The sequence below is a fragment of the uncultured Marinobacter sp. genome, assembly GCF_913055835.1.
GTDB lineage: Bacteria > Pseudomonadota > Gammaproteobacteria > Pseudomonadales > Oleiphilaceae > Marinobacter.
In genome coordinates this window covers 1-25207 of sequence record NZ_CAJXKQ010000018.1, presented here as the reverse complement: position 1 = coordinate 25207, position 25207 = coordinate 1, and the positions used below count along the sequence as shown (strand labels likewise).

Below are 25207 nucleotides of genomic sequence, written 5' to 3'. Positions count from 1 at the left end.
TTCTCCTTGCGTTCCCTGAACCCATTGATTTTTCTTGCCCTATCATAACGGGCAGATTACAGAAATAACACACGGATGGCCTGCCTTCCGTACCGCTCCCTTCGTTATAATCCCGCCATGAAAAAATCCAAAGCATCCTCCAGCCCAGGGCGAAAGCCCTCCAGACGTTCTTCGAGCAACGGTCGTCGGCCGTGGTTCTGGCGTTTCATGTTCCGGTTATGTGCCATCGGTCTCGTTTTGCTGGCCGGGTGGATGGTTTATCTCGATGCCGTGGTGACCTCCCGTTTCGAGGGGCGCCGCTTTGAAGTGCCGTCCCGAGTCTATGCCCGCCCGCTGGAGCTTTTCGATGGTGCCAGCGTCAGTGCCGGTGCTCTCGAACGGGAGCTGAGCCTCTCCGGTTTCCGCAAAGGCGACGGCAAAAAATCCGGCAGTTACCAGCGCAGTGGCAATCGCTTCGTCATCAGTACCCGGGGCTTTTCGTTCCCGGACGGCGATGAGCCCCGGCGCCGGATCTCCTTGTCGATATCGGGTGATCGGGTTCAGGGCTTTTCGGTGATTGAAGGCGACAACGCCCCGATCGTGCGACTGGAGCCAGCGCAGATTGGCGGTATCTACCCAGCGCATAAGGAAGATCGGGTGCTGGTCCAGCTGGACGAAGTGCCGGCCCTTCTACCCACCACCCTGATGGCGGTGGAAGATCGCAATTTCTACGATCATTTCGGTATTGCGCCTCTGTCCATTGGCCGGGCCATGCTGGCCAACATCCAGGCCGGGCGCATCGTTCAGGGTGGCAGCACGCTGACCCAGCAGCTGGTGAAGAACTTCTTCCTGACTCGTGAGCAGACGCTGGTGAGAAAGGCCAACGAAGCCCTGATGTCGGTGCTCCTGGAGTTGCACTATGAAAAGGACGATATCCTCGAAACCTACCTGAACGAGGTCTACCTCGGACAAGCCGGTACGCGCAGCATTCATGGTTTCGGCCTGGCCAGCCAGTTCTATTTTGGAGAATCCCTCAAGGATCTGGATGTGCACCAGATCGCGTTGCTGGTGGGCATGGTCAAAGGCCCCAGTTACTACAATCCGCGCCGCCACCCGGAGCGCGCAACCGAGCGGCGGAATCTGGTGATTTCTGAAATGGAACAGGCCGGCCTCATTGAGCCGGGCCGGGCGGCCAGGGCACGTGGATTGCCGTTGGGTGTCAGTGAGCGCCCGTCCTATTCCGAGAACCGCTACCCTGCTTACATCGATCTGGTCCGGCGACACCTTGCCCGCGATTACAAGGAAGAGGATCTGCGCAGTGAAGGTTTGCGGATTTTCACGACCCTGAACCCGGCGATCCAGTACGCGGCAGAGTATGCGGTAACCGATACCCTTCCGAGGTTGGGTGGCGGCCAGAGTGCCGAGGCTCTGGAAGCGACTCTGGTAGTAACCGCAAAGGATTCCGGAGAAGTGCTGGCACTTGTGGGTGGCCGGGATCCGCAATTTGCCGGGTTCAATCGGGCACTGGATGCCAACCGTCCCATCGGGTCGTTGATCAAGCCGTTTATCTATCTGTCGGCGCTTCAGGAGCCGGAGAGGTATACGTTGACCACGCCAGTACTCGACAAGAGCTTCACCCTGGAGTTCGACGATGGCAAACGCTGGCAGCCGAAGAATTACGACGGCGAGGAGCGGGGCGAAGTGCCCTTGCACATGGCCCTGTCACGCTCCTATAACCTGCCGGCCGTTCGTGTCGGGCTGGATATCGGGGTGGATCGGGTCCGGGAGACTTTGACGGCGTTCGGCGTCGATACGCCGATTTCCCGTTACCCATCGATGCTTCTGGGTTCGGTTTCCATGAGTCCGGTGACCGTGGCACAGATCTATCAGGGGCTGGCGACATCTGGCTTCAACACCCCGCTGCGAACCATCCGGGAAGTAACGGATGCCGGCGGTGAGGCGTTATCCCGTTACAGTCTGGAAGTGGAGCAGGTTGCCGATCCCGCCGCCGTGCACCTGGTGCAATACGCCATGCAGGAAACCATGCAGGAAGGGACGGGGCGATCTGCGTACTACACCGTGCCTGAAGAGCTGAGCCTTGCCGGCAAGACCGGCACCACCGACGATGGCCGGGACTCCTGGTTTGCAGGGTTCAGTGGCGACCTTCTGGCGGTGGCCTGGGTTGGGCGCGATGATAACGGGCCCACCTCCCTGACCGGGGCAAGTGGCGCCCTGCCTGTGTGGTCAAGGTTCATGGCGCAGGTTCCCCAGCACGGCTTTTCGCCGGTGGTGCCCGATGGAGTCAATTATCACTGGGTGAATTCACAGCGGCAGGCATTGACGGACGAATATTGCGATAATGCACGACTGCTGCCGTACATTGCCGGCAGTGAACCCACGCAGACAATTTCGTGCTCCGGAAATCTCGAACGTCGTATCCGGGGCTGGTTTGAAGGACTGTTTCAATGATTGACCGACTTTCGTTCAGGGCCGCCCTGATTACTGCGCTTCTGTCTCTGGCCGGCTGTGCTTCCGGCCCCGGCGGAGGAATCTACGTGCCCGTGGGAGGTGAGCCAGCCGAAGCGCCTGAACCACCCAGTACCCGTACGGATTCCGAAGAAAGTGAGGCGCCGGTATGGCGCAAAAGTGAACAGCCGGAAGCGACGCAGGAAACCCGGGAACCTTCCGGTTCTGCTTCGCCGAGCTATAGGGAAACCGGGGATGGCCTCTCGCCGGCGGCGCTCAGCCTGGTGCGTGAGGCCGACCAGTTGTTGGCGCAGGGCAACGTATCCGGGGCAATCGCCCGTCTGGAGCGGGCGCAGCGGATTGCGCCGCGATCTGCCGAAGTGTATTTCAAACTGTCTGAAGCCTATGTGGCGGGTGATCAGCTGGGCTCAGCGGAACAGTTCACTTTGAAGGGCTTGTCGCTGGCGGGCAGTGATACCCGGCTGCAGCGAGCGGGTTGGCTGTTGCTGGCGGATATCCGTCGGGCTCGCGGGAATGTGGCGGGTGCGGATCAGGCGGAGGCGAGGGCCGCCGCCCTGTAACACTATTTTGCCCGCCAGGCGGTCGCCGTTGTCGGGCGGCCGCCTGAGGTGGGAGAGGCTTATTCGACGAGAGGGATCAACTCGGCTTCGGTCGTCTCGTTGGCAATGACCTCAAGGGTCTGGGTACCTTCGAACTCGATGTCGTCATCCTGCTCGTTGTTGTCGTCCTGGCAGCTGTAACTTATGGTGTAGTTACCTTCCGGCAGGAATGCTGCCGTGTAGCTGTAGAGGCTTGAGTCATCGTCGAGCTCAACCGGCACAATCATGAGAGGATTGCCTTCCTCATGGTTTACGTTCAGATCCGAAATTTCAGTATTCTCACCGGAGAAGACGTAGACAGCGCCCTCGTACTGACAGTCAGCCAGAGTTTCATCCGCCATACGAGTGGAAGTGATCTGGGCGACGTCCACCTGACCGCTGATAGAGCCAACCTCAAGGTTGTTGACCAGTCTCAGGGACGGTTTCAGCATGTAGTCCGCCAGTGCATTGCCCTGTGGGTTAACAATGGACTTGCGCACGTCGAAGTCGATGGTGAAATTTGTAGTTGTGTCTGCGGCTACGAGGAAATCACCCTTCAGCTTGAGGCCACTTTGCTCGCCTGACGGTACGGCCAGTGAGTATTCGCTGTCAGCTGTGGATTCGAGCTTCACGAAGGAGTTGTCCGTGTCGACAATCAGCCTCAGCTCAGTATAGGTGCCGGCAGGGACCTCTTTGTCCGTGATCAATGGTTCGCTCAGGCCACCCTGAAGATCCAAAAGATTTACTTGTTCGAAGCCTTCAAGAGGAAATTCCACCCACTGACCATTCTCCGGTTTCAAACGAATTTCCGTGAACGCAATGGTGACGTTGCTCAGATCCATGGCCGGCGCGTCGGTAATGCCAAAGGAGACCGTACCCGTTCCTGAAGATGCTGAAGTGTCACTGTCCCCGCCACTGCCGCCACAGGCCGTCATGCCCGCAGCGAGGGTCGAAATGGCAAGTAATTGGACCGAACGTTTCATATAAACCTCCAAGGTTTATTTGCTGGAATCATAGCGAAGCAATATCGCTACCTGACTCCTCTCTCACGCTGCGGCGCAGGGCAGAGTTCCGGAAAATTTGTTAACGTTCTCTAATGTGCGGTCAATCATTTAATGGTCAGATCGGGAACCCGGCAAATGCATCGGCCCGGCGATTTGGTATAGACTGCGCCGCTGGCATGAACCCACGTAGGTAAACAACGGCTTTGGCAATCTTTCCTTTTAAGCCCTCGAAATCCCGGCGGTTTGAAGCCCTGGTGCAACCCCATCTCGACGCCATGTACCGGTTTGCCTACCGCTTGGCCGGCCAGCAACAGGATGCTGAGGATCTGGTTCAGGACGTTGTGGTAAAGCTCTACCCAAGGCTTGAGGAGCTGGAAAGCGTTGACCAGTTGCGGCCCTGGCTGAACCGGGTTGTATACAGACAGTTTATTGACCAGGTTCGGCGCAAGAACCGTCAGGGTGATCGCCCGTTAACGGAGCTGATCGGCACGGAAGGCCAGGCGGACTGGCTGGACAGCCTCGAATCGGATAGCGTTGGCCCGGATTTGCAACTGGAGCAGTCTCGCCTGGGGCCGGCGTTGGATCAGGTAATGATGACCCTGACACCTGATCAGCGGACCCTTTTGTTGCTTCATGATGTTGACGGTTGGCGCCAGGAGGACATCGCGGAGGTGCTTGATATTCCCCTGGGGACCGTAAAATCGCGGCTACACCGATGTCGGGCGGCCCTGCGAAAGAAATTGCAGCGGGAGCTGGAACCAACCGAGCCGGCTGGACGTGTGGGGAAGTGAGGTGAAGACAATGTCCTGCAACGAAATCCGGGTGGATCTGCCCGCCTACATGAACAACGAGCTTTCCGCGCCTGCCCGTGACCGGGTGGAGGCGCATATTGCCGCGTGCCCGGCATGCAGTGAGTGGCTTGCTTCTGAACGTGTTCTTAACCGGGCGTTGCAGGAGCAGTTCAGCATTCCGGCGCCTTCCCCTGATTTCCACAATAGTGTGTTGTCTTCCGTTCGGGGCGCGGGCAGTCCGAGGTCCGGATGGAGCCACGGGGCGCTAGGTGGCGCCATTGCGGCAGCGCTCGCGCTGGGCATTGGTCTTGGTGTCTTTCTGCAGCCGGGTGGAGTTACTGACAGCGCAGAAACTGCCGTTGCGGTATCGGAAAGTGCTACTGAAGAGCCGGCAATCGGAGTTGCCGAACCGGTCGAAAAGCTCGTGCGCCTTGCCTTCCATTCCGGCGAAGCCCTGGAAAATGTGACGCTGACTCTGGAACTTCCGCCCAATGTCGAGGTGGCCTCCTGGCCGGGGCAGCACCAGCTTAGCTGGCAGGTTAGCCTTGATGCGGGCGAGAACGTACTGTCGTTGCCATTGAAATTGCTTTTCCCGGGTACTGGAGAGTTGGTGGCTCGACTGGATACCGGAGATCGCCAGAAAACCTTTCGGGCCCCGATTCCCGAATACCCTCAGCGCCCGGTCGAGGATCCCGAATCATGACAGGTGACAGGCTTGTATTGAAAGCAACACTACTTGGATTACTGTTGTTCGGGTTTGGAATCCCGGCGACAACACTGGCTAATGATGATCTGGATGTTACCATGCGTATGGTAACTGACGACGCAGAGCTCACCGATTCAGTGGTGCGGGAAATCGAGTTGCCCCGCGCTGTCGAAAGACCCGAAAATCCAGGCAAATCTGGTTCCCGGGGTCTGGATGCGGCGAGTGAAGCCCGAGAAAGGGGGCGCGAGTTTGGTGAGTCCATGTCTGAAAAAGCCAGGCAGTCCCGGGAATTGATCAAGGGCAAGCCTGAGTTGCCGGAGCGGCCGGAACGCCCAGAGCTGCCGGATGCACCAGGGCTGGATCGCTGAAGCCGGATACTAACCGGTCCTCCGCTGCGTGGATTAATCCGGAGAGACCTGTTTGCTGGTATTTTGGCGCGCCCTGTATCTGAGTTTATTGTTATTGCCCACAGAGAGTCTCCTGGCGGCTGAAACGGAAGCCGGTATGGAGGATTTTCGTGCCGGCATCGAAGCCTTCGAAGCGGGTAACCTGAACGTTGCCAGACAGCGCTTCCAGAGTGCTGTTGATGCTGGTCTGGAATCGTCTTCTCTCTTCTACAATCTCGGCGTTGTCTGCTATCAGTTGGGCGATTATGCTGCCGCCGAAGCTGCCTTTCGCAAATTGCTGGACGGCTCCAATGGCGCTCTTGCAGGTTATAATCTCGGCCTGGTTGCGCTTGCCAGGGAGGAGCCTCTGGACGCCCGTTACTGGTTCGAGCAGGCCTCGGCCAAGAGCGCCCCGGCCAAGATCCGGACGTTGGCCCTGGCCCAGTTGGATAAACTCGATAGCGGTGTTCCGCCGTCGGCCAGCGAATCTCTCGTTCGCGGCTATCTGGGCATTTCCGGTGGTTATGATTCAAATATTGCAGGCTTGCCCGAGGATACAGTGTCCAGCGAGGGTGGGGGCTTCCTCGAAGCATTGGCCGCTGGAACATACGAACGGCCGGTCGATACCCGATCCCAGCTCACTCTCGACGCAGCCGTCTATTCTCGCGAACACCCGTCCCACGAAGAATACGATACTCAGGTCATACAGGGTCGCATAGGCTGGTCTGAAACCAGGGTTGCCGGGGAGCGTGGTGCATTAGTGTCGTTGGTAAAATCCTGGTTCGACAATGAATCCCTTGAAACCCGATACGGTATTGAAGGTTTTTATCGTTGGCGGACGTGTTTGCCAGGGTTTGCCCCGGACCAGTGCGGAATATCCCTGGCGGCGGCGACGGTGAACGGTGGCTCTGGGTTTGAGGCCTATGATGGCCAATGGTATCGGGCACGCGTTCACGCAAGGAAGTACATAGAGGGCTGGCAGTTCGACGGTGAATACTCGCTGGAAATCAATGACCGGCGGGATCTGCAAACTGCCGATGAATTCGTCAGTGTTTCTCCTACCCACCACACCCTGGAGTTTGCCGGTCGCTACCGCTGGCACCCTGACCTGGTTCTTGGCGCAACCGCCACGGTTCGCCACAGTCGATACCAGGATGCCCATCAGGTGGTCTCTACCTCTGGTGAGAGTGGTCGCAGGGAGGATAACCGTCTGGAAGTCGGATTGCTGGTGGAAAAAAACCTGGACAGCCGTTGGCTGGTCCGTGGCGAGTGGCTGGTTCGGGATAACGGTAGCAGTCTGTCGCAGTATGATTATCAGCGTCAGACGCTGATGTTGACCCTGGAAGGGGCCTTCTAGCTCTGCAACGCAAAGCCAGAAGGCGGGCTACCCAATTACAGTCCGGCGTTCCTCAAACGATTGGCGTGTTGTTTGAAAACCGCCTTCGGGTCCGTCTCGAACAGGCTGTGTAGCCCCAGGGCCTGATTCACTTCATCCAGATGGTTCATGAAGTAATTGTCCCGGATAACCTTGCCAAACCGGCTGCTGCAGCGGCCCACCAGGCCGTCGTTCTGGCTGAAGCCAAAAGCGAGGCTGGTGGTCCCCAGAAGGGCGTCGGACGGATCCAGCACGTTCGTCAGAACCCCCGTGCCGCCCCAGGAGTAGAAGCGGACACCGTTTGCCGAGTAGGCACCTTCACCGCAGGCGGTGGTTGGAATCCCGGCAGGGGCAAAGTTGTTGAACTGGGCGCTGCCCTGGGTGGTGAGGGATTGCAGGCTGGAACGCAGATCCTGGTTGTAACCGCCACCGGACAGCAGGTCGATCAGCCCGCCCAGTGCGTTGCCCAGACTGGCTGCCATGCTTTCGGCCGGGGAGCCGTAGATAAGGTCGGCGACCGGCGAGCCTTTATGGGGCGAGCCAACGGACGTTACCGAGGCAACCAGATCCGGCCGTACCCTGGCAATATAACGGGCCGTGGGGCCGCCATGGCTGTGGCCAATCAGATTGACCTTGCCGTGCACCGCAGCGATGGCCTGTACCTGCGGCAGCAGGGCTTCACCACGAGCGATGGTGCTGTCCAGGGCCGGCACCTGGGTAGTGTAGACGTCGGCGCCGTATTTGCGCAGATCCTCCGCGACCCCGTACCAGTAATCCACGCCGGCAATGGAGTCAAAGCCGAACATGCCGTGCACCAGCACAACCGGGTAACGGGTATCCGTGTAGTTTGAAGGGGTAGAGTCCCACCACCAGGCGGCGGAGGGGGCGGACCAGGCCACAGTGAGGGCCAGGGCCAGTGCTTGGATCCAGAGTTTCATTGTCGTTCCTACAGTTTGATGTTGTGTTTGTTATTCAAACTGCGGCTCAACCTAACGGGTTGCTCCAGAGACTGTCTTCTCGTACTGCATCTGCAACGTGGCAGATCGAGTGCTTCCGTGCGCTGACTTCATTCTTGTGCTTGTTAGATTGCTGCCGTCAGAGCATCTCGGTAGAGATTAGATCAACATTTGATCAAGCGGGGTGGTAAGTCAACGGCGCAATAGGCCAGGTGGGTGTGTTCGCCATAGAAATGTGACGCCCGTCACTTGGATGGCCCCGCAGGACATGTTGCGACCTGCGGGGTCTTGATGGGGGAGGCGGAAATGTCAGAGCGTGGCCATGACCTTTTTTGCTGCCGCTATGGTGTCGGCAATATCCTTATCTGACAGTGCCGCCGTGGTGAAGCCGGCCTCAAAGGCAGAGGGGGCCAGATAGACGCCTTCCTTCAACATGCCCTGGAAGAACTTCTTGAAGCGCTCGACATCGCAGGCCATTACCTGGTCAAAACGGGTGACAGAGCTTTCCTCGGTGAAGAAAAACCCGAACATCGCGCCGGCACTCTGCACCGTCAGCGGGATGCCGGCGGCATCGGCGGCTTCTTTCAGGCCATCGCGAACGGCATTGGTTTTCTCGGTGAGCCGGTCGTGGAAACCGGGTTCGGAGATCGCATTCAGCGTGGTCAGGCCGGCACACATGGCCAGCGGGTTGCCGCTCAGCGTGCCTGCCTGATAGACCGGGCCGAGTGGCGAAATGTGCTCCATGATTTCCCGTTTGCCGCCAAAGGCGCCCACCGGGAGGCCGCCACCGATCACCTTGCCAAGTGCTGTGAGGTCCGGGGTAACGCCGTAGAGGCCCTGCGCACCGCCGAGGGACACCCGGAACCCGGTCATCACCTCGTCGAAGATCAGCACGGTGCCGTGCTCGTCGCATACTTCCCGCAACCCTTCGAGGAAGCCAGGAACCGGCGGAATGCAGTTCATGTTCCCGGCCACCGGCTCAACGATAATGGCCGCGATCTGGTCACCCATCTCCCGGAAGCATTCCCGAACGCTGTCCATGTCGTTGTAGGTCAGCGTGATGGTGTGCTCGGCGAGGCTGGCGGGGATGCCCGGGGAGTTCGGTACACCCAGGGTGAGCGCACCGGAGCCGGCCTTCACCAGCAGTGAATCCACATGGCCGTGGTAACAGCCCTCAAATTTGACGATCTTGTCGCGGCCGGTGTAGCCCCGGGCGAGTCGAACGGTGCTCATGGTGGCCTCGGTGCCGGAATTCACCATGCGTACCAGGTCGATAGAGGGCACCAGTTCGCACACCTTCTTGGCCATTTCGGTCTCGAGGGCTGTGGGTGCGCCATAGCCAACGCCGAGATCAACCTGTGCGTGCAGGGCATCCTTGATCCGCTGGTCACCGTGGCCAAGAATCATGGGGCCCCAGGAACCGATGTAGTCGATGTAGCGCTGGTCGTCTTCGTCGTACAGGTAGGCGCCCTGGGCGTGCTTGAAGAAAATGGGCGTACCACCGACACCGCGAAACGCCCGGACCGGAGAATTCACGCCACCGGGGATGTATTTCTGGGCCTGCTCGAACAGGGTTTCGGAGTGCGTCATGGATCTGGGCTCCTGTTATTCGGGAATTGAAAAAAGTGGATGATGGCTTGCGAACAAACGCTCAAAAGCTTTGGCTCGCAGCTCAATCTCGTCGGCAGTACCGCCAAACAGGCCACCGACCACGGCAAGCATGTTGGCTCCGGCGCGGATCAGTGGTTCAGCGTTTTCTGCAGTGACGCCGCCAATGGCAGTCAGTGGGCGCCCGAAATGCTTCGCTTCGGTTAACACGCTTGGGGCTGCCGCCGGTGCTCCGGGTTTGGTCGAGGACGTATAAAAGCGCCCGAAGGCCAGATAGTCGGCGCCTGCTTCCAGCCCTGCGCGCGCCAAAGCCAGATCGGCGTGGCACGTTATGCCGATAATCGCCTCATCGCCGAGAAGCTCGCGGGCAGCTGCCAGTGAGCCGTCCGTTTGCCCCATATGGACTCCGGCAGCGCCCACACGTTTTGCCAGATCGGGGTCATCGTTGATCAGCAACGGCACGCCGGCGTTCCGGCAAACAGCTTGCAAGTCATTTGCCTGGGCGAGCCTCTCGGCCATCGGCGCGTGTTTCTCGCGATATTGTACCATGACCGCGCCGCCCCGAAGTGCCGCCTCAACCGACTCGACCAGTGTTTCTGGCGGGGTGAGAACGCTGTCGGTGATGGCATAGAGGCCTGGGCGAAGCCCTTTGCTCATCGTTCCCACAGAATGCCTCGATCCGGGACCGGCTGGCCTTTGCCAACCTCCAGCGCGTGCAGTATGGCGCGATGCACGTAGTTCTGGGCCTGGGAGATGGCGGCGCGTGGCGACAGACCGGAGGCCCGGCCCGCAGCAATGGCGGCAGCGAGCGTACAGCCGGTACCGTGATACTCGCCGCCGATGCGCTCAACCTCCCAGCGCATGGGTTCGGGGGCGTGGTTGTAGAGGGTGTTGATAATGTGAACACCAGTGCCGTGGCCCCCGGTGGCCAGAACCGATTCACATCCGCTTTCCAGCAGGTTTTTGGCGGCCTGATCCGGGTCATCGTTGCCCCCGAGCATCGTCAGTTCGATACCGTTTGGCGTGATCATTTCTGCCAGGGGAAACAGCTTTTCTTTCATGGCGCTAAGCAGCTCGTCATCGGCCAGGTCACCGCCACCTGCGGCCTTGATCACCGGGTCGGTAATCACCGGTATGCCGGGATGCTCACGGATGAACTCCACCAGCACATCCACCACCGCAGCATTGCCCAGGGCACCGGTTTTGATGGCGTGGAAGGGAGTATCTTCAGCAAGGCACCGGAGTTGCTGGCGAATCAGGTCGGCCGACACCGGTTCGGCGCCATACACGTTGCGGGTATCCTGAACGGTGAGGCAGGAGAGAACCGGCAAGGGATGGCAGCCCAGAGAGGTGACTGCCTGAATGTCGGCCTGAATACCGGCGCCGCCGGAGGGGTCGAGGCCGGAGAGAATAAGAACCTGGGGTCGGGTAAAACGTTTAATGACTCAGCTCCTCAAAACGGTTTGACAACTGCCAGGATAACAACGGCCAGCAGGATCAGGACTGGCAGCTCATTGAACCAGCGGTAAAACACGTGGCTTCTGGTGTTCAGGTCGTCCCGGAAAACCTTTACAAGGTGCCCGCAATAAAAGTGGTAGACAATCAGAATGGCCACCAGTAACAGCTTGGCATGCATCCAGCCCTGACTGAAATAGCCTGAGACATTGTAACTGATCAGCCAGACACCGAAGACAACGGTTGCGATCATCGACGGCGTGGTAATGCCGCGGTAGAGCTTGCGTTCCATGATCTTGAAGCGCTCACGACCGGGCTCATCCTCGCAGGCGGCATGGTAGACGAACAGTCTGGGCAGATAGAAAATGCCGGCGAACCAGCACACCAGTGAAATAATATGGAAGGCTTTCACCCAAAGCATTCGTCAGCTCCGTCGGTATTGGTAATAACTCTCGATATCGGCTTTCAGCACAACGCCATAAACCCGCTGGATCATGGGCGCCACGTGACGTTGTACGTAAAGAGCCTCGGCATTGGTTGCATCGAACTCGTTCAAGGCTTCCTCCAGGGTGGCCTGGTACTGTACCGGGGCGACGTCACGACGGTTGGCGGGAATGTCCATCAGGTCAATGGACTCCGGTGGATCGATCTCTTCTTCGGCCACCAGCTTTTCTGTGTCCTCCAGGTATCTGGCCAGGTCCACCGCCGGCAACAAGGCAGTGGGTCCGTTGCTGCCCTCAACGACCAACCACTTTGGTTCCGATTTCAGAACCTTGCGGGCTTCTTCGACCGTCAGGTGTCGCTCGGTTCGGAGTATGCTGCGGTCCATGATTGCACCAACGGATACCCGGCGCAGGGCCTGAATTACCGGAGAGTTCTGGTAGCTCAGCCCCTGGTTCTTGAGAATGGTCAGAAACAGAGACCTCTTGCCGAACGCCTCGCTGGTGACCAGGCTTGAGATGGTAATGATCAGCATGCCAGGAAGGATGATGTTGGGGTTTCGCGTGAGCTCCATCAACGCCATCAGGGCAGCCAGTGGCGCCTGAAGCACGGCGCCCATCATGGCCCCCATGCCGAGCATGGCATAAAAGCCGACCGAAGATGCGTATTCGGGCAAAATCTGTGCGCCGATCAGGCCCATGGCACCGCCCAGGGTTGCCCCCATGAACAGCGTGGGGCCAATGACGCCGCTTGGCATGCCCAGGCCGATGGAAAGCGAGGTGATTACCAGCTTGGCAGCGCCTGCGCCCAGCAATAGCCAGAAACCCATCTCACCGTTAATGGTCTCGTTGACGGTGTCGTACCCGATGCCCATGGTTTCCGGGATGAAAATGGCGAATGGAACCATCAGTAGGCCCGCAATGGTGATACGCAGCAGCACCGGACGGTGATGGTGCTTGCCCATGGTGTCGACCAGCTGGATAAACAGCGCCGCAGCGATGCCGATAATCACGGCAATGGCCAGTATCCAGGGGATCTCCGCCAACGAATTCATGGTCAGCGCCGGCACGCTGAAGGCCGGTTCCGCCCCATACACTGCCTGGGTGACAATCGCTGCGCTCACCGCCGCGAGGATGATTGGCGTGAAACCGGCAATGGTGTATTCCATCATCACCACTTCCATGGCGAAAATAACCCCGGAGATCGGCGTGTTGAACGACGCTGAAATGGCCGCTGCACAGCCGCAGGCCACGAGTGTCCGGATGCTGTTGTTCGGCAGGCGCATCCATTGTCCCATCAGGCTCGAAAAGGCCGCGCCCAGGTGCACTGCGGGCCCCTCACGACCTGCCGACTGGCCACTGACCACGGTGGCCACTCCCGAGATAAACTGCACAATCGCACTGCGTATGGAGATATAGCCCTGGTGGTAGTTCAGACGCTCCATAACGTGAACGATCCCGACCTTGCGGTCGTGGGTGGCCAGGCGATGCATCAGCAAGCCCAGGCCGAGGGCCCCGGCGAGCGGGAGAAGCCCCCGGGTCAGCAGGTCCAGTTCCTCGAAGGATTCAGAGCCACCCCCGGGCAGGAAATGCTCGAGCGGCCACTCAATGGCCAGGCGGAACACCAGGATGACGCCGCCAGTGATCAACCCGGATAGAAGACCGAGCACGGCCAGTTGCGGCAAGGCATCAACACCGGACAGTCGGCGCCGGAAAACAGGAATCAGATGCTCGGTAACCTGGTGCCAGATTTTCTGCATGAGGCCAGAGGTCCGGTGGATTTGAGTGGACTGTCAGAAGGATTCTGACAACATTGTAACGGTCGCCCTGAGGGCTGCAATAAGTCATTGGTTTATCATGGTAGACTACGGCGTTAAAGCACTTAATTCTGATACGACGTCGCTGGAGAGAATGGTGATTAAAGTAGGCATCGTTGGTGGCACCGGCTACACCGGTGTGGAACTGCTGAGAATCCTCGCGGTTCACCCTGAAGTTTCGGTCAGTTGCATTACCTCCAGGTCTGAGGCGGGCATGCCGGTAGCGGATATGTACCCGAATTTGCGTGGCCACTACGACCTGGCCTTTTCGGAGCCAGACGTAGCCGTGCTTGGAGCGTGTGATCTGGTGTTCTTCGCTACGCCCCACGGTGTAGCCATGAGAATGGTCCCGGAACTTATGTCGGCCGGCGTACGTGTGGTGGATCTGTCTGCCGATTTCCGGCTGAAAGACCTTGATGTCTGGGCCAACTGGTATGGCATGGCCCATGAAAGCCCGGAGTGGGCGGAGAAGGCCGTTTACGGGCTGCCAGAGGTGGTGCGTGATCAAATCCGTACCGCTCAACTGGTTGCCAACCCCGGTTGCTATCCCACAGCGGTTCAGTTGGGGTTCCTCCCCTTGCTGGAGAAGGGGCTGGTGGATCCAAAGCGTCTGATCGCAGATGCCAAATCCGGTGCCAGTGGCGCCGGGCGGCAGGGCAAGATCGGCATGCTTCACGGTGAGATTGGTGAAAGCTTCAAGGCTTACGGTGCTTCGGGCCATCGCCATCTGCCGGAGATTCGCCAGGGATTGTGCGGCGCTGCTGGCGGGGATGTGGGTGTGACTTTTGTCCCCCATCTTATTCCGATGATTCGCGGCATCGAGGCCACACTTTACGCCGAACTGAAAGATACGGCGGATTTTAATCGGTTGCAGGCGTTGTTTGAGGAGCGTTTTGTCGACGAGCCTTTCGTCGACGTAATGCCCTTTGGCAGCCACCCTGAGACCCGAAGTGTTCGCGGGGCAAACCAATGCCGCATGGCACTGCACAGGCAGGAACAGAGCAACATTGTGATTGTCTCGTCCGTTATCGATAACCTGGTGAAAGGTGCGGCGGGGCAGGCGGTTCAGAATATGAACATCATGTTTGGTCTGAAAGAAACCATGGGGCTTGAGGCCCCGGCGCTTTTGCCTTGATAGCCAAGGGTAGATTGTGAGCGAACAGCGAAAGCCGGCTGAGGAGTATGTGGTCATCCGGCACAGGCCGGGTTATCGCCTGCGCAGAACGGCCATCCTTCTGATCTTTACTGTGGTCGCTGCGATTGCAGGGTACGCCGCAGGCCTGGCTCAGAGTGGTTTCCGTTTCTCCAGCGCTGAGGAGTCAAACCAGGTGCTGGAGGACGAGGTCGAGAAGTTGCGGGATGATTATCGCAAGGCCCGGCAACAGCTGATCAACCTGGAACGAGGGCGTGTTATTGATGAGCAGGCACTGAACCAGGCGCGAAAAACCATTGTCGACCTGGAAACCCGGATTGTGTCGCTGCAATCGGACCTCACGTTCTATAAAAACATCATGGCGCCGTCGGAAACCAGCAAGGGTCTTCAGGTTGACAGTTTCACACTGGTTCCGGCCCGTAACCGGGACAGCTACGACTTCAAGTTGGTGCTGACACAGGTCGGCAATAACAAGAGCTACATTTCCGGTCTGGTGGCAGTCAATGTCATTGGTTTGCGTGATGAAGAGAAAGAGGTCATCGCTTTGCGTGATCTTTCGGAGGATATAGCCGATCTCGGTGTGAAGTTCCGTTTCCGGTACTTCCAGGATGTTGAAGGTTCCCTGAAATTGCCGGAAGAATTTGAGCCCCTTGAGATCCAGGTGGTAGCCCAGGCGGAGGGAAGAAAATCCTCGCAAGCCGAGCGCACCTTTAACTGGGATGAATTAACGGAGAACTGACATGCTTGGCAAGAAAAAGCAGAAGCCGCGCCGGCCCACGGGCCATTTTGATACGCTGATATCTTCCCGGACGACGGTGGAGGGCGATGTGCATTTCAGCGGCGGGCTTCACGTGGATGGCCGTATTCGCGGCAAGGTAGTTGCCGATGAAGGCACCGACGCGGTACTTCGGGTCTCGGAAGTGGGCGAAGTGACCGGCGATATCAACGCGCCTCACGTCATCATTAACGGTACTGTGAATGGCGACGTCTACGCATCGGCGCATCTTGAACTGGCGGAAAAAGCCTCAATTAATGGCAGCGTTTACTACAACCTGATCGAGATGGCGATGGGTGCCTCCGTGAACGGAAATCTGGTACATCAACGGGAGCCCGTCGGCCTGCTGTCACAGGATGCCAAATCCTCTGTATCCGGGCCCAAGCAGGAATCTGCGGATGATCAGGCCTCGGAATCCGAGGTTTCAGCCGATGGTGGAAAGTCCGAATAGTTGATTGTTTTAGTCGGGAATACCATAATCGCCTGAGTTGTTCATGATAATCCGGAGGCGAACTTGAGCGCAGTTCAGCAACAAATAGCCACACCGCTGTTCTTCAGTGACAGTGCCGTTGCCAAAGTACGTGAGTTGATCGAGGAAGAAGAAAACCCCGAGCTCAAACTCCGTGTCTTTGTTACGGGCGGGGGCTGTTCCGGATTTCAATACGGCTTCTCATTTGATGAAAATCAGGATGAGGAAGACACCGTGATTGAGCGTGATGGTGTCTTTCTTCTGGTTGATCCGATGAGCTACCAATATCTGGTGGGTGCCACCATCGATTACCAGGAAGGCCTTCAGGGATCGCAGTTTGTGGTGCAAAACCCAAATGCAAGCTCCACATGCGGGTGTGGCAGTTCCTTCTCTATTTGATTCGGAAAGAGTTCAGGCTGGGTATATGGCACCCAGAATGCGAGGGCCGACCGCGCCGGTAACGTCAGGCAGGTTCCCGGGTTTCCCTTCAAGCGCCTGCTTGGCCAGCCAGGCAAATGCCACAGGTTCCACCACTTGAGGATCCACGCCCAGCTCCGAAGTTAGTGAGATTCGGGCATCTGGCAATGCCTTGCCGAGTTCCTCCATCAACAGCGGATTTCGTGCGCCGCCGCCGCATACATAAACCCGAAGGTCAGCGGTCGCGGGCAACTGATTAACGACGCTGGTAACGGTCAGTTGCAGCAGGGTCCTCTGAATATCTTCTGCTGGAACGCCGGGGTGACGGCTTACCAGTGTTCTGACCCAATCAAGATTGAACCGCTCTTTGCCCGTGCTTTTCGGAGGCACCTTGGAGAAGTATGCGTCGGAAAGCATGTCATCAAGCAGCTCCTGGCTGACTGAACCCTCTTTGGCCCAGTGGCCATCGCTGTCGAATGGAAGGCCGGTCTGGTCCAGGCACCAGGCATCCATCAGTGCATTTGCGGGGCCCGTGTCGAAACCGGTTGCCGGGAGGTCTGGTGTTGCAGGCAGCCAGGTGATGTTGGCAATGCCCCCGAGGTTAAGGATGCAACGGTTCTCGGAATCCGAGCTGAAAAAGGCTTTATGAAAGGCTGGAACCAGCGGCGCCCCCTGTCCTCCTGCGGCCATATCCCTTCGTCGGAAATCTGCGATTGTCGAAATGCCGGTAGATTCGGCAAGTAAGGAAGGGTTGCCGATCTGGATTGAGAAAGGGGCTTTCCCGGAGGGTTGGTGCCGAATCGTTTGTCCGTGGCTGCCAATGCCGCGAATCCTCGCCGGGTCAAAACCGGACTTTTTAATAACCTCTTGCGCCGCTTCGGAAAACAGCGTGCCTACAAGGGTGTCCAGCTCACCGAGTTCGTCGGGTTCGGCCTGATTCTGGCTGGCGGCAAGCAGGCGATGACGGATCTGGTCGGGGTAGGGCGTGGTATGTGATGCGTGGATCTTTACGGTGCTGTTCTGGAAGGACACCAGCACGGCATCAATGCCATCCATGCTGGTGCCCGACATCAACCCTATCCAGGCTTCCATTCTGCGTTCAGTCGTCTGAAGCCAGTGCGAGTTGCTGGTAGCTCTCGCGGAAAACGTCAAACTGGGCGATTCGTTGTTCGGTGAACTTCTTGAATCGAGCCATTTCAGAGGACGGAATCGGCTTGGCATCCGGCAACTTGACAGTGCGTGAGTTGCGCGGCGACCCGTTCAGCCTGAACTCATAGTGCAGGTGCGGGCCAGTAACCATGCCAGAGGAGCCGACGTGGCCGATCGTCTGGCCCTGCTTGACCCGTGTGCCGTTCTTGATGCCTTTGCCCAGGCGGCTCATATGCGCATAAAGAGTGGTGATGTTGTCACCATGCTGGAGGATAACGGTTCGCCCGTAACCACCTTTCCAGCCGGCAAATTTAACCCGCCCTGAACCTGCTGCCTTGATGGGCGTTCCGGGAGGTGCCGCGTAGTCGGTGCCCTCGTGTGGACGGACAACGTCCAGCACCGGATGTCGGCGCTGCAGATTAAAGGGAGAGGAAACACGGGCATTAATCGGGGTCCGCAGGAACGCCTTACGCATGCTTTTGCCGTCCGGCGCGTAGTAATCGGCATCGCCATTGCTGTCGGTGTAGAGCAGGGCGAGGTTTTCTTCGCCACGGTTAACAAATCGGGCAGACAGGATTCGACCGGTATCGAACTTCTCGCCGTCCAGGTACAGTTCCTCGTAAACCACTTCGAACTGGTCGCCTTTCCGAACATCGTAAACAAAGTCGATGTCCCAGCCGAAAATGCCGGCCAGCTCCATGGTCAGACGATCGTTGAGTCCGGCTTCCCGTGCAGCCAGATAAAGAGAGCCGTCAATGGTGCCTGATGCGAAAGCCGGCCGTGCTTCGGGCTTGCGAACTTCTGTTTCGCCGGTAAAGTTCTCCCCGTCTTTGGTGATCTTCAGGGTTTCAAGAAGGTTCCTCTGCAAGTCAATGGCGGCAAGCGTGCCGTCTTCGGTTGTCGCAAAACGAATGGTCTCACCGGCGTAAAGGCGCTGGAGCTTTTCGGCCTCGCCTTCGCCGTGAATTACTGAGAGCATAATGCCGTCATTGAAACCGGCCTTCTTGAACAGGGAAGAAAGAGTGTCACCGGACTTGATTGCGAAGGCTTCCCAGTTTAGCTCGGGCTCCTTGGGGGCGGCGGGTAATTCCGGCGCAGCAAGGCTCGCCTGCTGGCTGGCTTCTGTCGCAACCTCTGATATGGACACTTCCGGCTGGGTTTCTGTGACAGGGGCGGCCGGGTCTGTTGCCTGTGCTGTCGAGGCGCCTGTTTCTGAAGCGGTGCCCTGCTCCAGATCCAGAGCGTAAGACATCCGTTTGGCTTCAACGTTGCTGCTGGGGCTCATAAGAACGGCAGCGGTGACAACAACAGTAGCCGCGGCAGCAATGGTAATGTGAGTCTTGGGAAACATTTTTAGCACGTATCGCACCCGTTTTAATCGGCATTCCGGCAGCTTGTGCTACCTAATTAAAGCTGTTGTTCAAGTATAGTCCAACAGATTACCGTATAAAATGCATGCGGGACAGCGTGGAACATTACGGTTGCTGTTCCATCCTCCGGATTTCTTTCGACAGCGTTGTTATAATACGCCGCCCTGCAAACTCGGTGTTGGTCAAATTCTGGTCAGCCTACTTTAGCAGGGGAACAGGTAACTCACAGATTTCTTTTGTTGAACTCTGTAACTGACAGAATCCTTTCAAGATCAAAGCGGGGACGTGTTGTTCATGGCATCCATTGATGAAGCGTTGGCGATAATCAAGCGAGGCGTAGACGAACTTATTCCGGAAGATGAGCTTGTCGCGAAGCTAAAGGAAGGTCGTCCGCTCCGGATCAAGGCGGGTTTCGATCCCACGGCGCCGGATCTTCATCTTGGCCACACCGTCCTTATTAACAAGCTCCGGCAATTCCAGGATCTTGGCCATGAGGTGATGTTTCTGATTGGTGACTTCACCGGGATGATTGGTGATCCGACGGGCAAGAGTGCGACGCGTCCTCCTTTAACTGAGCAGCAGGTTGCCGAGAACGCAGTTAGCTATAAAGAGCAGGTGTTCAAAATCCTGGATCCGGAAAAGACGCGGGTCATGTTCAATTCCGATTGGATGAGCAAGATGAGCGCCGCCGACATGATCAAGCTGGCAGGGCAGTACACCGTTGCCCGCATGCTGGAGCGGGATGATTTCACCAAGCGCTACCGGGCTGAGCAGGCGATTGCGATTCACGAGTTCCTCTACCCGTTGGTTCAAGGGTATGACTCTGTTGCCATGGAAGCCGATGTTGAGTTGGGAGGCACCGATCAAAAGTTCAACCTCCTCATGGGTCGTATTCTGCAGAAGCATTACGGCCAGTCGCCCCAGGTCATCCTCACCATGCCCATTCTGGAAGGGCTCGATGGTGTCCAGAAGATGTCCAAGTCTCTGGGTAACTATGTGGGCGTGAATGACTCGCCAGGTGAGATGTACACCAAGCTGCTTTCCATGCCGGATGATCTTCTGTGGCGCTACTTTGAGTTACTGAGTTTCCGGCCGCTCGCCGAAGTGGAAGAGTTCCGCAAGGCTGTTGAGGGTGGTGCCAACCCCCAGGATTATAAAAAGCTGCTCGCGGAAGAGATTATTACCCGCTTCCACGATGAGGAGGCGGCCAGAACGGCCCATAAGTCTGCTGGTAATCGTGTCGCCCTGGGCGAGATTCCTGACAACGTGCCGACCGTTGAGGTGCCTCTGGAAGGGCAGTCTGAAATTCCGATGGCGTCTGTGCTTCGCCTGGCGGGCCTGGTAAAGAATGGTGCGGCAGCCCGGGATGTTCTGGGGCGTGGTGCGGTCTTTGTGGATGGTCAGAAATTCGAAGGCGATCGGATGTTTGCAGAGGGGGATGATTGTGTCATCCAGGCGGGTAAGAAGAAGATTGCCCGTGTTTTGATTACTGCGTGATCGATCTTGGGCGATTTTGAGTTTTTTTCAGAATCGCCGTTGACACCCTCGGGCAGGTCTGTAGAATGCGCATCTCTTTCGAGGGGAGCACCGCTGAGGCGGCTCAGAAATCGAAAGATAACTGCTTGAAAGCGCTGAAGAAAATGAGTTTCAAAATTCTTCGGAAAGCAGTTGACAGGCAGGCGATTCACTGTAGAATGCGCGCCTCGAAACAAGCAGTAAGCCGGGTCATTTTTCGGCGCTTTCCGGAGACGGAAAACATCGAAAAATAAACGGTTGACAAGGCGGCGGAACGATGTAGAATACGCGGCCTTGATTGAGCAACAGCTCAAACGCTCTTTAAAAAGTTAACCAAGTAATTCGTGTGGGCGCTGGCCGAGGTATTTCGGATACGAAATATCAGGACAGTGACTCGTCGAAATTGAGTTTTGTCTTGAGCATGATTTTGGGATCTTCGGATCTCAGTATGATTTAAACTGAAGAGTTTGATCATGGCTCAGATTGAACGCTGGCGGCAGGCTTAACACATGCAAGTCGAGCGGTAACAGGGGGTGCTTGCACCCCGCTGACGAGCGGCGGACGGGTGAGTAATGCATAGGAAACTGCCCAGTAGTGGGGGATAGCCCGGGGAAACCCGGATTAATACCGCGTACGCCCTTCGGGGGAAAGCAGGGGATCTTCGGACCTTGCGCTATTGGATGTGCCTATGTCGGATTAGCTAGTTGGTGGGGTAAAGGCCTACCAAGGCGACGATCCGTAGCTGGTCTGAGAGGATGATCAGCCACATCGGGACTGAGACACGGCCCGAACTCCTACGGGAGGCAGCAGTGGGGAATATTGGACAATGGGGGCAACCCTGATCCAGCCATGCCGCGTGTGTGAAGAAGGCTTTCGGGTTGTAAAGCACTTTCAGTAGGGAGGAAAACCTTATGGCTAATACCCATGAGCCTTGACGTTACCTACAGAAGAAGCACCGGCTAACTCCGTGCCAGCAGCCGCGGTAATACGGAGGGTGCAAGCGTTAATCGGAATTACTGGGCGTAAAGCGCGCGTAGGTGGTTTGATAAGCGAGATGTGAAAGCCCCGGGCTTAACCTGGGAACGGCATTTCGAACTGTCAGGCTAGAGTATGGTAGAGGAGTGTGGAATTTCCTGTGTAGCGGTGAAATGCGTAGATATAGGAAGGAACACCAGTGGCGAAGGCGGCACTCTGGACCAATACTGACACTGAGGTGCGAAAGCGTGGGGAGCAAACAGGATTAGATACCCTGGTAGTCCACGCCGTAAACGATGTCTACTAGCCGTTGGGACTCTTGAAGTCTTAGTGGCGCAGCTAACGCACTAAGTAGACCGCCTGGGGAGTACGGCCGCAAGGTTAAAACTCAAATGAATTGACGGGGGCCCGCACAAGCGGTGGAGCATGTGGTTTAATTCGACGCAACGCGAAGAACCTTACCTGGCCTTGACATGCAGAGAACTTTCCAGAGATGGATTGGTGCCTTCGGGAACTCTGACACAGGTGCTGCATGGCCGTCGTCAGCTCGTGTCGTGAGATGTTGGGTTAAGTCCCGTAACGAGCGCAACCCCTATCCCTAGTTGCTAGCAGTTCGGCTGAGAACTCTAGGGAGACTGCCGGTGACAAACCGGAGGAAGGTGGGGATGACGTCAGGTCATCATGGCCCTTACGGCCAGGGCTACACACGTGCTACAATGGCGCGCACAGAGGGCTGCAAACCCGCGAGGGGGAGCCAATCTCACAAAACGCGTCGTAGTCCGGATCGCAGTCTGCAACTCGACTGCGTGAAGTCGGAATCGCTAGTAATCGTGAATCAGAATGTCACGGTGAATACGTTCCCGGGCCTTGTACACACCGCCCGTCACACCATGGGAGTGGATTGCACCAGAAGTGGTTAGTCTAACCTTCGGGAGGACGATCACCACGGTGTGGTTCATGACTGGGGTGAAGTCGTAACAAGGTAGCCGTAGGGGAACCTGCGGCTGGATCACCTCCTTAAACGAAGCCGAATGCTTCGGTCAGAGTCCACACGAATTACTTGGTTGGCTGAATAAAGAGAGCAAAAGGGTCTTTGCAGGCCCGATGACTGCGGCGCTTTAAGGTGAAGCAGGCATTAGCGCTGTAGATTGTGACAGCTGACAAGGCGCAGGCTGAGTGAGCGAGGGAGCGTACAGACGTACGTGACCGAGTGAGCGAAGGCTGCAACGCAGCTCAGATGGCACAAGATGCAGTGAAAATTGGGTCTGTAGCTCAGGTGGTTAGAGCGCACCCCTGATAAGGGTGAGGTCGGTGGTTCAAGTCCACCCAGACCCACCAAAATCGCTCAGCTCGTCGTTGCTTCCAGGCTCACGTGCTAGTCGCACGCTACACCTGAAAGCGCCTAGATCTGAACGATTTTCCGAGTGCGGCGTACGCTGAGTTGCCGTCTTGGTGAGTGGCTTAAAGACGGGGCCATAGCTCAGCTGGGAGAGCGCCTGCCTTGCACGCAGGAGGTCGGCGGTTCGATCCCGCCTGGCTCCACCAAAAGCCTGAACGATCGATGCTTTAACTGACTAACTCCGGTTAGCAGTGTGCAGAAACAAGTGTTTCAACTTGATGAACAAGTTCGAAGCCCTTCTTTCTGATCACTGGGTCAGATTTGCTCTTTAACAAATTGGACGAGATAGAACACGACTTACTGATTCCATTATCTCCGGAATCAGTGGTCAAAGTGATAGCGATTTCAAGCGTTATCCGGTGTTGTCGTTGAAGTGGTTGTTATATCGCTTCAAGGAACTGTCTCCACTTATTGATGCCCTGGTTTACCAGGTTATCGATGGATGGAACACAGTTGTCTTGGGGTTATATAGTCAAGCAACTAAGCGCATACGGTGGATGCCTTGGCAGTCAGAGGCGATGAAAGACGTGGAAGCCTGCGATAAGGCTCGGGGAGCTGGCAAACAAGCTGTGATCCGGGCATTTCTGAATGGGGAAACCCACCGACTTTCGGGTCGGTACCTTACACTGAATCCATAGGTGTAAGGGGCGAACCGGGGGAACTGAAACATCTAAGTACCCCGAGGAAAAGAAATCAACCGAGATTCCCTAAGTAGCGGCGAGCGAACGGGGACTAGCCCTTAAGCTAGACAACTGGTAGGAGAAGGCTCTGGAAAGTGCCGCCATAGTGGGTGATAGCCCCGTATCCGAAACCTGAGTCTGGTGAAATCGAGTAGGACGGGACACGTGATATCCTGTCTGAACATGGGGGGACCATCCTCCAAGGCTAAATACTCCTGACTGACCGATAGTGAACCAGTACCGTGAGGGAAAGGCGAAAAGAACCCCTGTGAGGGGAGTGAAATAGATCCTGAAACCGTATGCGTACAAGCAGTCGGAGCGGACTTGTTCCGTGACGGCGTACCTTTTGTATAATGGGTCAGCGACTTATGTTCAGTGGCGAGGTTAACCGTTTAGGGGAGCCGTAGGGAAACCGAGTCTGAATAGGGCGATTTAGTCGCTGGGCATAGACCCGAAACCGGGCGATCTATCCATGAGCAGGTTGAAGGTGCCGTAACAGGCACTGGAGGACCGAACCCACTGTCGTTGAAAAGCCAGGGGATGACTTGTGGATCGGAGTGAAAGGCTAATCAAGCCCGGAGATAGCTGGTTCTCCCCGAAAGCTATTTAGGTAGCGCCTCGGACGAATACCACAGGGGGTAGAGCACTGTTTCGGCTAGGGGGTCATCCCGACTTACCAACCCGATGCAAACTCCGAATACCTGTGAGTACTATCCGGGAGACACACGGCGGGTGCTAACGTCCGTCGTGAAGAGGGAAACAACCCAGACCGCCAGCTAAGGTCCCCAAGTACCAGTTAAGTGGGAAACGATGTGGGAAGGCTCAGACAGCTAGGAGGTTGGCTTAGAAGCAGCCACCCTTTAAAGAAAGCGTAATAGCTCACTAGTCGAGTCGGCCTGCGCGGAAGATGTAACGGGGCTCAAACTGGTCACCGAAGCTGCGGCTGCATACGTTGTATGCGGGGTAGGGGAGCGTTCTGTAAGCCTGCGAAGGTGTGTTGAGAAGCATGCTGGAGGTATCAGAAGTGCGAATGCTGACATGAGTAACGACAATGCGGGTGAAAAACCCGCACGCCGGAAGACCAAGGGTTCCTGCGCAACGCTAATCGGCGCAGGGTGAGTCGGCCCCTAAGGCGAGACCGAAAGGTGTAGTCGATGGGAAACGGGTTAATATTCCCGTACCTTGGATAGCTGCGATGGAGAGACGGAGAAGGCTAGGTGAGCCGGGCGACGGTTGTCCCGGTTTAAGCGAGTAGGGAGTGGACTTAGGCAAATCCGGGTCCACAATCTCGAGACGCGACGACGACTGCTCATAGAGCGGGAAGTCATTGATGCCATGCTTCCAGGAAAATCTTCTAAGCTTCAGGCTATTCGGGACCGTACCCCAAACCGACACAGGTGGTCAGGTAGAGAATACCAAGGCGCTTGAGAGAACTCGGGTAAAGGAACTAGGCAAAATGGTGCCGTAACTTCGGGAGAAGGCACGCTGGCAGTAAGTGAAGCCCCTGCGGGTGGAGCTGAGACCAGTCGAAGATACCAGGCCCCTGCGACTGTTTATTAAAAACACAGCACTGTGCAAACACGAAAGTGGACGTATACGGTGTGACGCCTGCCCGGTGCCGGAAGGTTAATTGATGGGGTTAGTCCTCGGACGAAGCTCTTGATCGAAGCCCCGGTAAACGGCGGCCGTAACTATAACGGTCCTAAGGTAGCGAAATTCCTTG

The 25207-nt window shown here is 57.0% G+C and carries 20 protein-coding genes, 2 tRNA genes and 2 rRNA genes; 15 read left to right on the top strand and 9 right to left on the bottom strand.

Annotated features, from left to right (window positions below; translation table 11 throughout):
* Nucleotides 1–117: 117 nt before the first annotated feature.
* Nucleotides 118–2448: a penicillin-binding protein 1B gene (mrcB, locus tag QZ534_RS11185; RefSeq protein WP_366935819.1), complete on the top strand. Its 2331-nt coding sequence runs from the start codon at nt 118–120 to the stop codon at nt 2446–2448.
* On the top strand, nt 2445–3026 hold the full coding sequence (locus QZ534_RS11180; RefSeq protein ID WP_296934566.1) for a tetratricopeptide repeat protein: 582 nt from the start codon (nt 2445–2447) through the stop codon (nt 3024–3026). Before mrcB ends, QZ534_RS11180 begins: the two co-directional genes overlap by 4 nt.
* 59 nt (nt 3027–3085) lie before the next feature.
* Here the strand turns inward: QZ534_RS11180 and QZ534_RS11175 are convergent, their stop codons facing one another.
* The gene (locus QZ534_RS11175; RefSeq protein ID WP_296934565.1) at nt 3086–4027 is read right to left on the bottom strand and encodes a DUF4382 domain-containing protein; all 942 of its coding nucleotides are present in this window, start codon (nt 4025–4027) and stop codon (nt 3086–3088) included.
* Between the two features lie 224 nt (nt 4028–4251).
* Between QZ534_RS11175 and QZ534_RS11170 the strand changes: the two genes are divergently transcribed.
* The 4 genes from QZ534_RS11170 (at nt 4252) to QZ534_RS11155 (ending at nt 7288) form a co-directional block, all read left to right on the top strand.
* Complete coding sequence (locus tag QZ534_RS11170) at nt 4252–4839, top strand: RNA polymerase sigma factor (protein ID WP_296934564.1); 588 nt, start codon at nt 4252–4254, stop codon at nt 4837–4839.
* Nucleotides 4840–4849: 10 nt separating this feature from the next.
* Nucleotides 4850–5542, top strand: coding sequence for an anti-sigma factor (locus QZ534_RS11165; protein WP_296934563.1), 693 nt, complete (start codon nt 4850–4852; stop codon nt 5540–5542).
* A complete protein-coding gene (locus QZ534_RS11160; RefSeq protein ID WP_296934562.1) occupies nt 5539–5913 on the top strand; it encodes a hypothetical protein in 375 nt (124 codons plus the stop codon). The genes QZ534_RS11165 and QZ534_RS11160 overlap by 4 nt, the downstream gene beginning before the upstream one ends.
* Before the next feature lie 136 nt (nt 5914–6049).
* Complete coding sequence (locus QZ534_RS11155) at nt 6050–7288, top strand: tetratricopeptide repeat protein (RefSeq protein ID WP_296934561.1); 1239 nt, start codon at nt 6050–6052, stop codon at nt 7286–7288.
* Between the two features lie 35 nt (nt 7289–7323).
* Here the strand turns inward: QZ534_RS11155 and QZ534_RS11150 are convergent, their stop codons facing one another.
* The 6 genes from QZ534_RS11150 to QZ534_RS11125 all read right to left on the bottom strand — a co-directional run bounded on the left by QZ534_RS11150 (nt 7324) and on the right by QZ534_RS11125 (nt 13525).
* On the bottom strand, nt 7324–8244 hold the full coding sequence (locus QZ534_RS11150; RefSeq protein ID WP_296934560.1) for a triacylglycerol lipase: 921 nt from the start codon (nt 8242–8244) through the stop codon (nt 7324–7326).
* A 327-nt stretch (nt 8245–8571) separates the two neighbouring features.
* Nucleotides 8572–9852, bottom strand: coding sequence for a glutamate-1-semialdehyde 2,1-aminomutase (gene hemL, locus QZ534_RS11145; protein WP_296934559.1), 1281 nt, complete (start codon nt 9850–9852; stop codon nt 8572–8574).
* Nucleotides 9853–9867: 15 nt separating this feature from the next.
* A complete protein-coding gene (gene thiE, locus QZ534_RS11140; protein WP_296934558.1) occupies nt 9868–10536 on the bottom strand; it encodes a thiamine phosphate synthase in 669 nt (222 codons plus the stop codon).
* A complete protein-coding gene (locus QZ534_RS11135; protein ID WP_296934607.1) occupies nt 10524–11282 on the bottom strand; it encodes a hydroxymethylpyrimidine/phosphomethylpyrimidine kinase in 759 nt (252 codons plus the stop codon). Before QZ534_RS11135 ends, thiE begins: the two co-directional genes overlap by 13 nt.
* Nucleotides 11283–11323: 41 nt before the next feature.
* Nucleotides 11324–11746: a protoporphyrinogen oxidase HemJ gene (gene hemJ, locus QZ534_RS11130; protein ID WP_296934556.1), complete on the bottom strand. Its 423-nt coding sequence runs from the start codon at nt 11744–11746 to the stop codon at nt 11324–11326.
* Between the two features lie 3 nt (nt 11747–11749).
* The gene (locus tag QZ534_RS11125; RefSeq protein WP_296934555.1) at nt 11750–13525 is read right to left on the bottom strand and encodes a chloride channel protein; all 1776 of its coding nucleotides are present in this window, start codon (nt 13523–13525) and stop codon (nt 11750–11752) included.
* A 154-nt stretch (nt 13526–13679) separates the two neighbouring features.
* Here QZ534_RS11125 and argC point away from each other — a divergent pair, with 154 nt between their 5' ends.
* The 4 genes from argC (at nt 13680) to erpA (ending at nt 16378) form a co-directional block, all read left to right on the top strand.
* A complete protein-coding gene (gene argC / locus QZ534_RS11120; RefSeq protein WP_296934606.1) occupies nt 13680–14717 on the top strand; it encodes an N-acetyl-gamma-glutamyl-phosphate reductase in 1038 nt (345 codons plus the stop codon).
* Nucleotides 14718–14733: 16 nt separating this feature from the next.
* Nucleotides 14734–15474, top strand: coding sequence for a DUF6776 family protein (locus tag QZ534_RS11115; RefSeq protein WP_296934553.1), 741 nt, complete (start codon nt 14734–14736; stop codon nt 15472–15474).
* Between the two features lies 1 nt (nt 15475).
* Nucleotides 15476–15961 (top strand): polymer-forming cytoskeletal protein, encoded by a 486-nt coding sequence (locus QZ534_RS11110; protein ID WP_296934551.1) that lies wholly within the window; start codon nt 15476–15478, stop codon nt 15959–15961.
* A 63-nt stretch (nt 15962–16024) separates the two neighbouring features.
* Nucleotides 16025–16378 carry an iron-sulfur cluster insertion protein ErpA gene (gene erpA / locus QZ534_RS11105; RefSeq protein WP_296934550.1) on the top strand — a complete coding sequence of 118 codons (354 nt, stop codon included), beginning with the start codon at nt 16025–16027 and terminating at the stop codon, nt 16376–16378.
* 12 nt (nt 16379–16390) lie between these two features.
* Here the strand turns inward: erpA and QZ534_RS11100 are convergent, their stop codons facing one another.
* Both QZ534_RS11100 and QZ534_RS11095 read right to left on the bottom strand, forming a co-directional pair.
* On the bottom strand, nt 16391–17488 hold the full coding sequence (locus QZ534_RS11100; protein WP_296934549.1) for an anhydro-N-acetylmuramic acid kinase: 1098 nt from the start codon (nt 17486–17488) through the stop codon (nt 16391–16393).
* Between the two features lie 7 nt (nt 17489–17495).
* A complete protein-coding gene (locus tag QZ534_RS11095; RefSeq protein WP_296934547.1) occupies nt 17496–18905 on the bottom strand; it encodes a peptidoglycan DD-metalloendopeptidase family protein in 1410 nt (469 codons plus the stop codon).
* A 304-nt stretch (nt 18906–19209) separates the two neighbouring features.
* Between QZ534_RS11095 and tyrS the strand changes: the two genes are divergently transcribed.
* From tyrS to QZ534_RS11070, 5 genes are all read left to right on the top strand, one after another.
* Entirely contained in the window at nt 19210–20412 is a 1203-nt protein-coding gene (tyrS, locus tag QZ534_RS11090; protein ID WP_296934545.1) for a tyrosine--tRNA ligase, read from the top strand.
* A gap of 473 nt (nt 20413–20885) precedes the next feature.
* Nucleotides 20886–22425, top strand: a 16S ribosomal RNA gene (locus QZ534_RS11085).
* Nucleotides 22426–22666: 241 nt separating this feature from the next.
* Nucleotides 22667–22743, top strand: a tRNA-Ile gene (locus tag QZ534_RS11080).
* 131 nt (nt 22744–22874) lie between these two features.
* Nucleotides 22875–22950, top strand: a tRNA-Ala gene (locus tag QZ534_RS11075).
* A 324-nt stretch (nt 22951–23274) separates the two neighbouring features.
* A 23S ribosomal RNA gene (locus QZ534_RS11070) occupies nt 23275–25207 on the top strand; the annotation flags it as partial.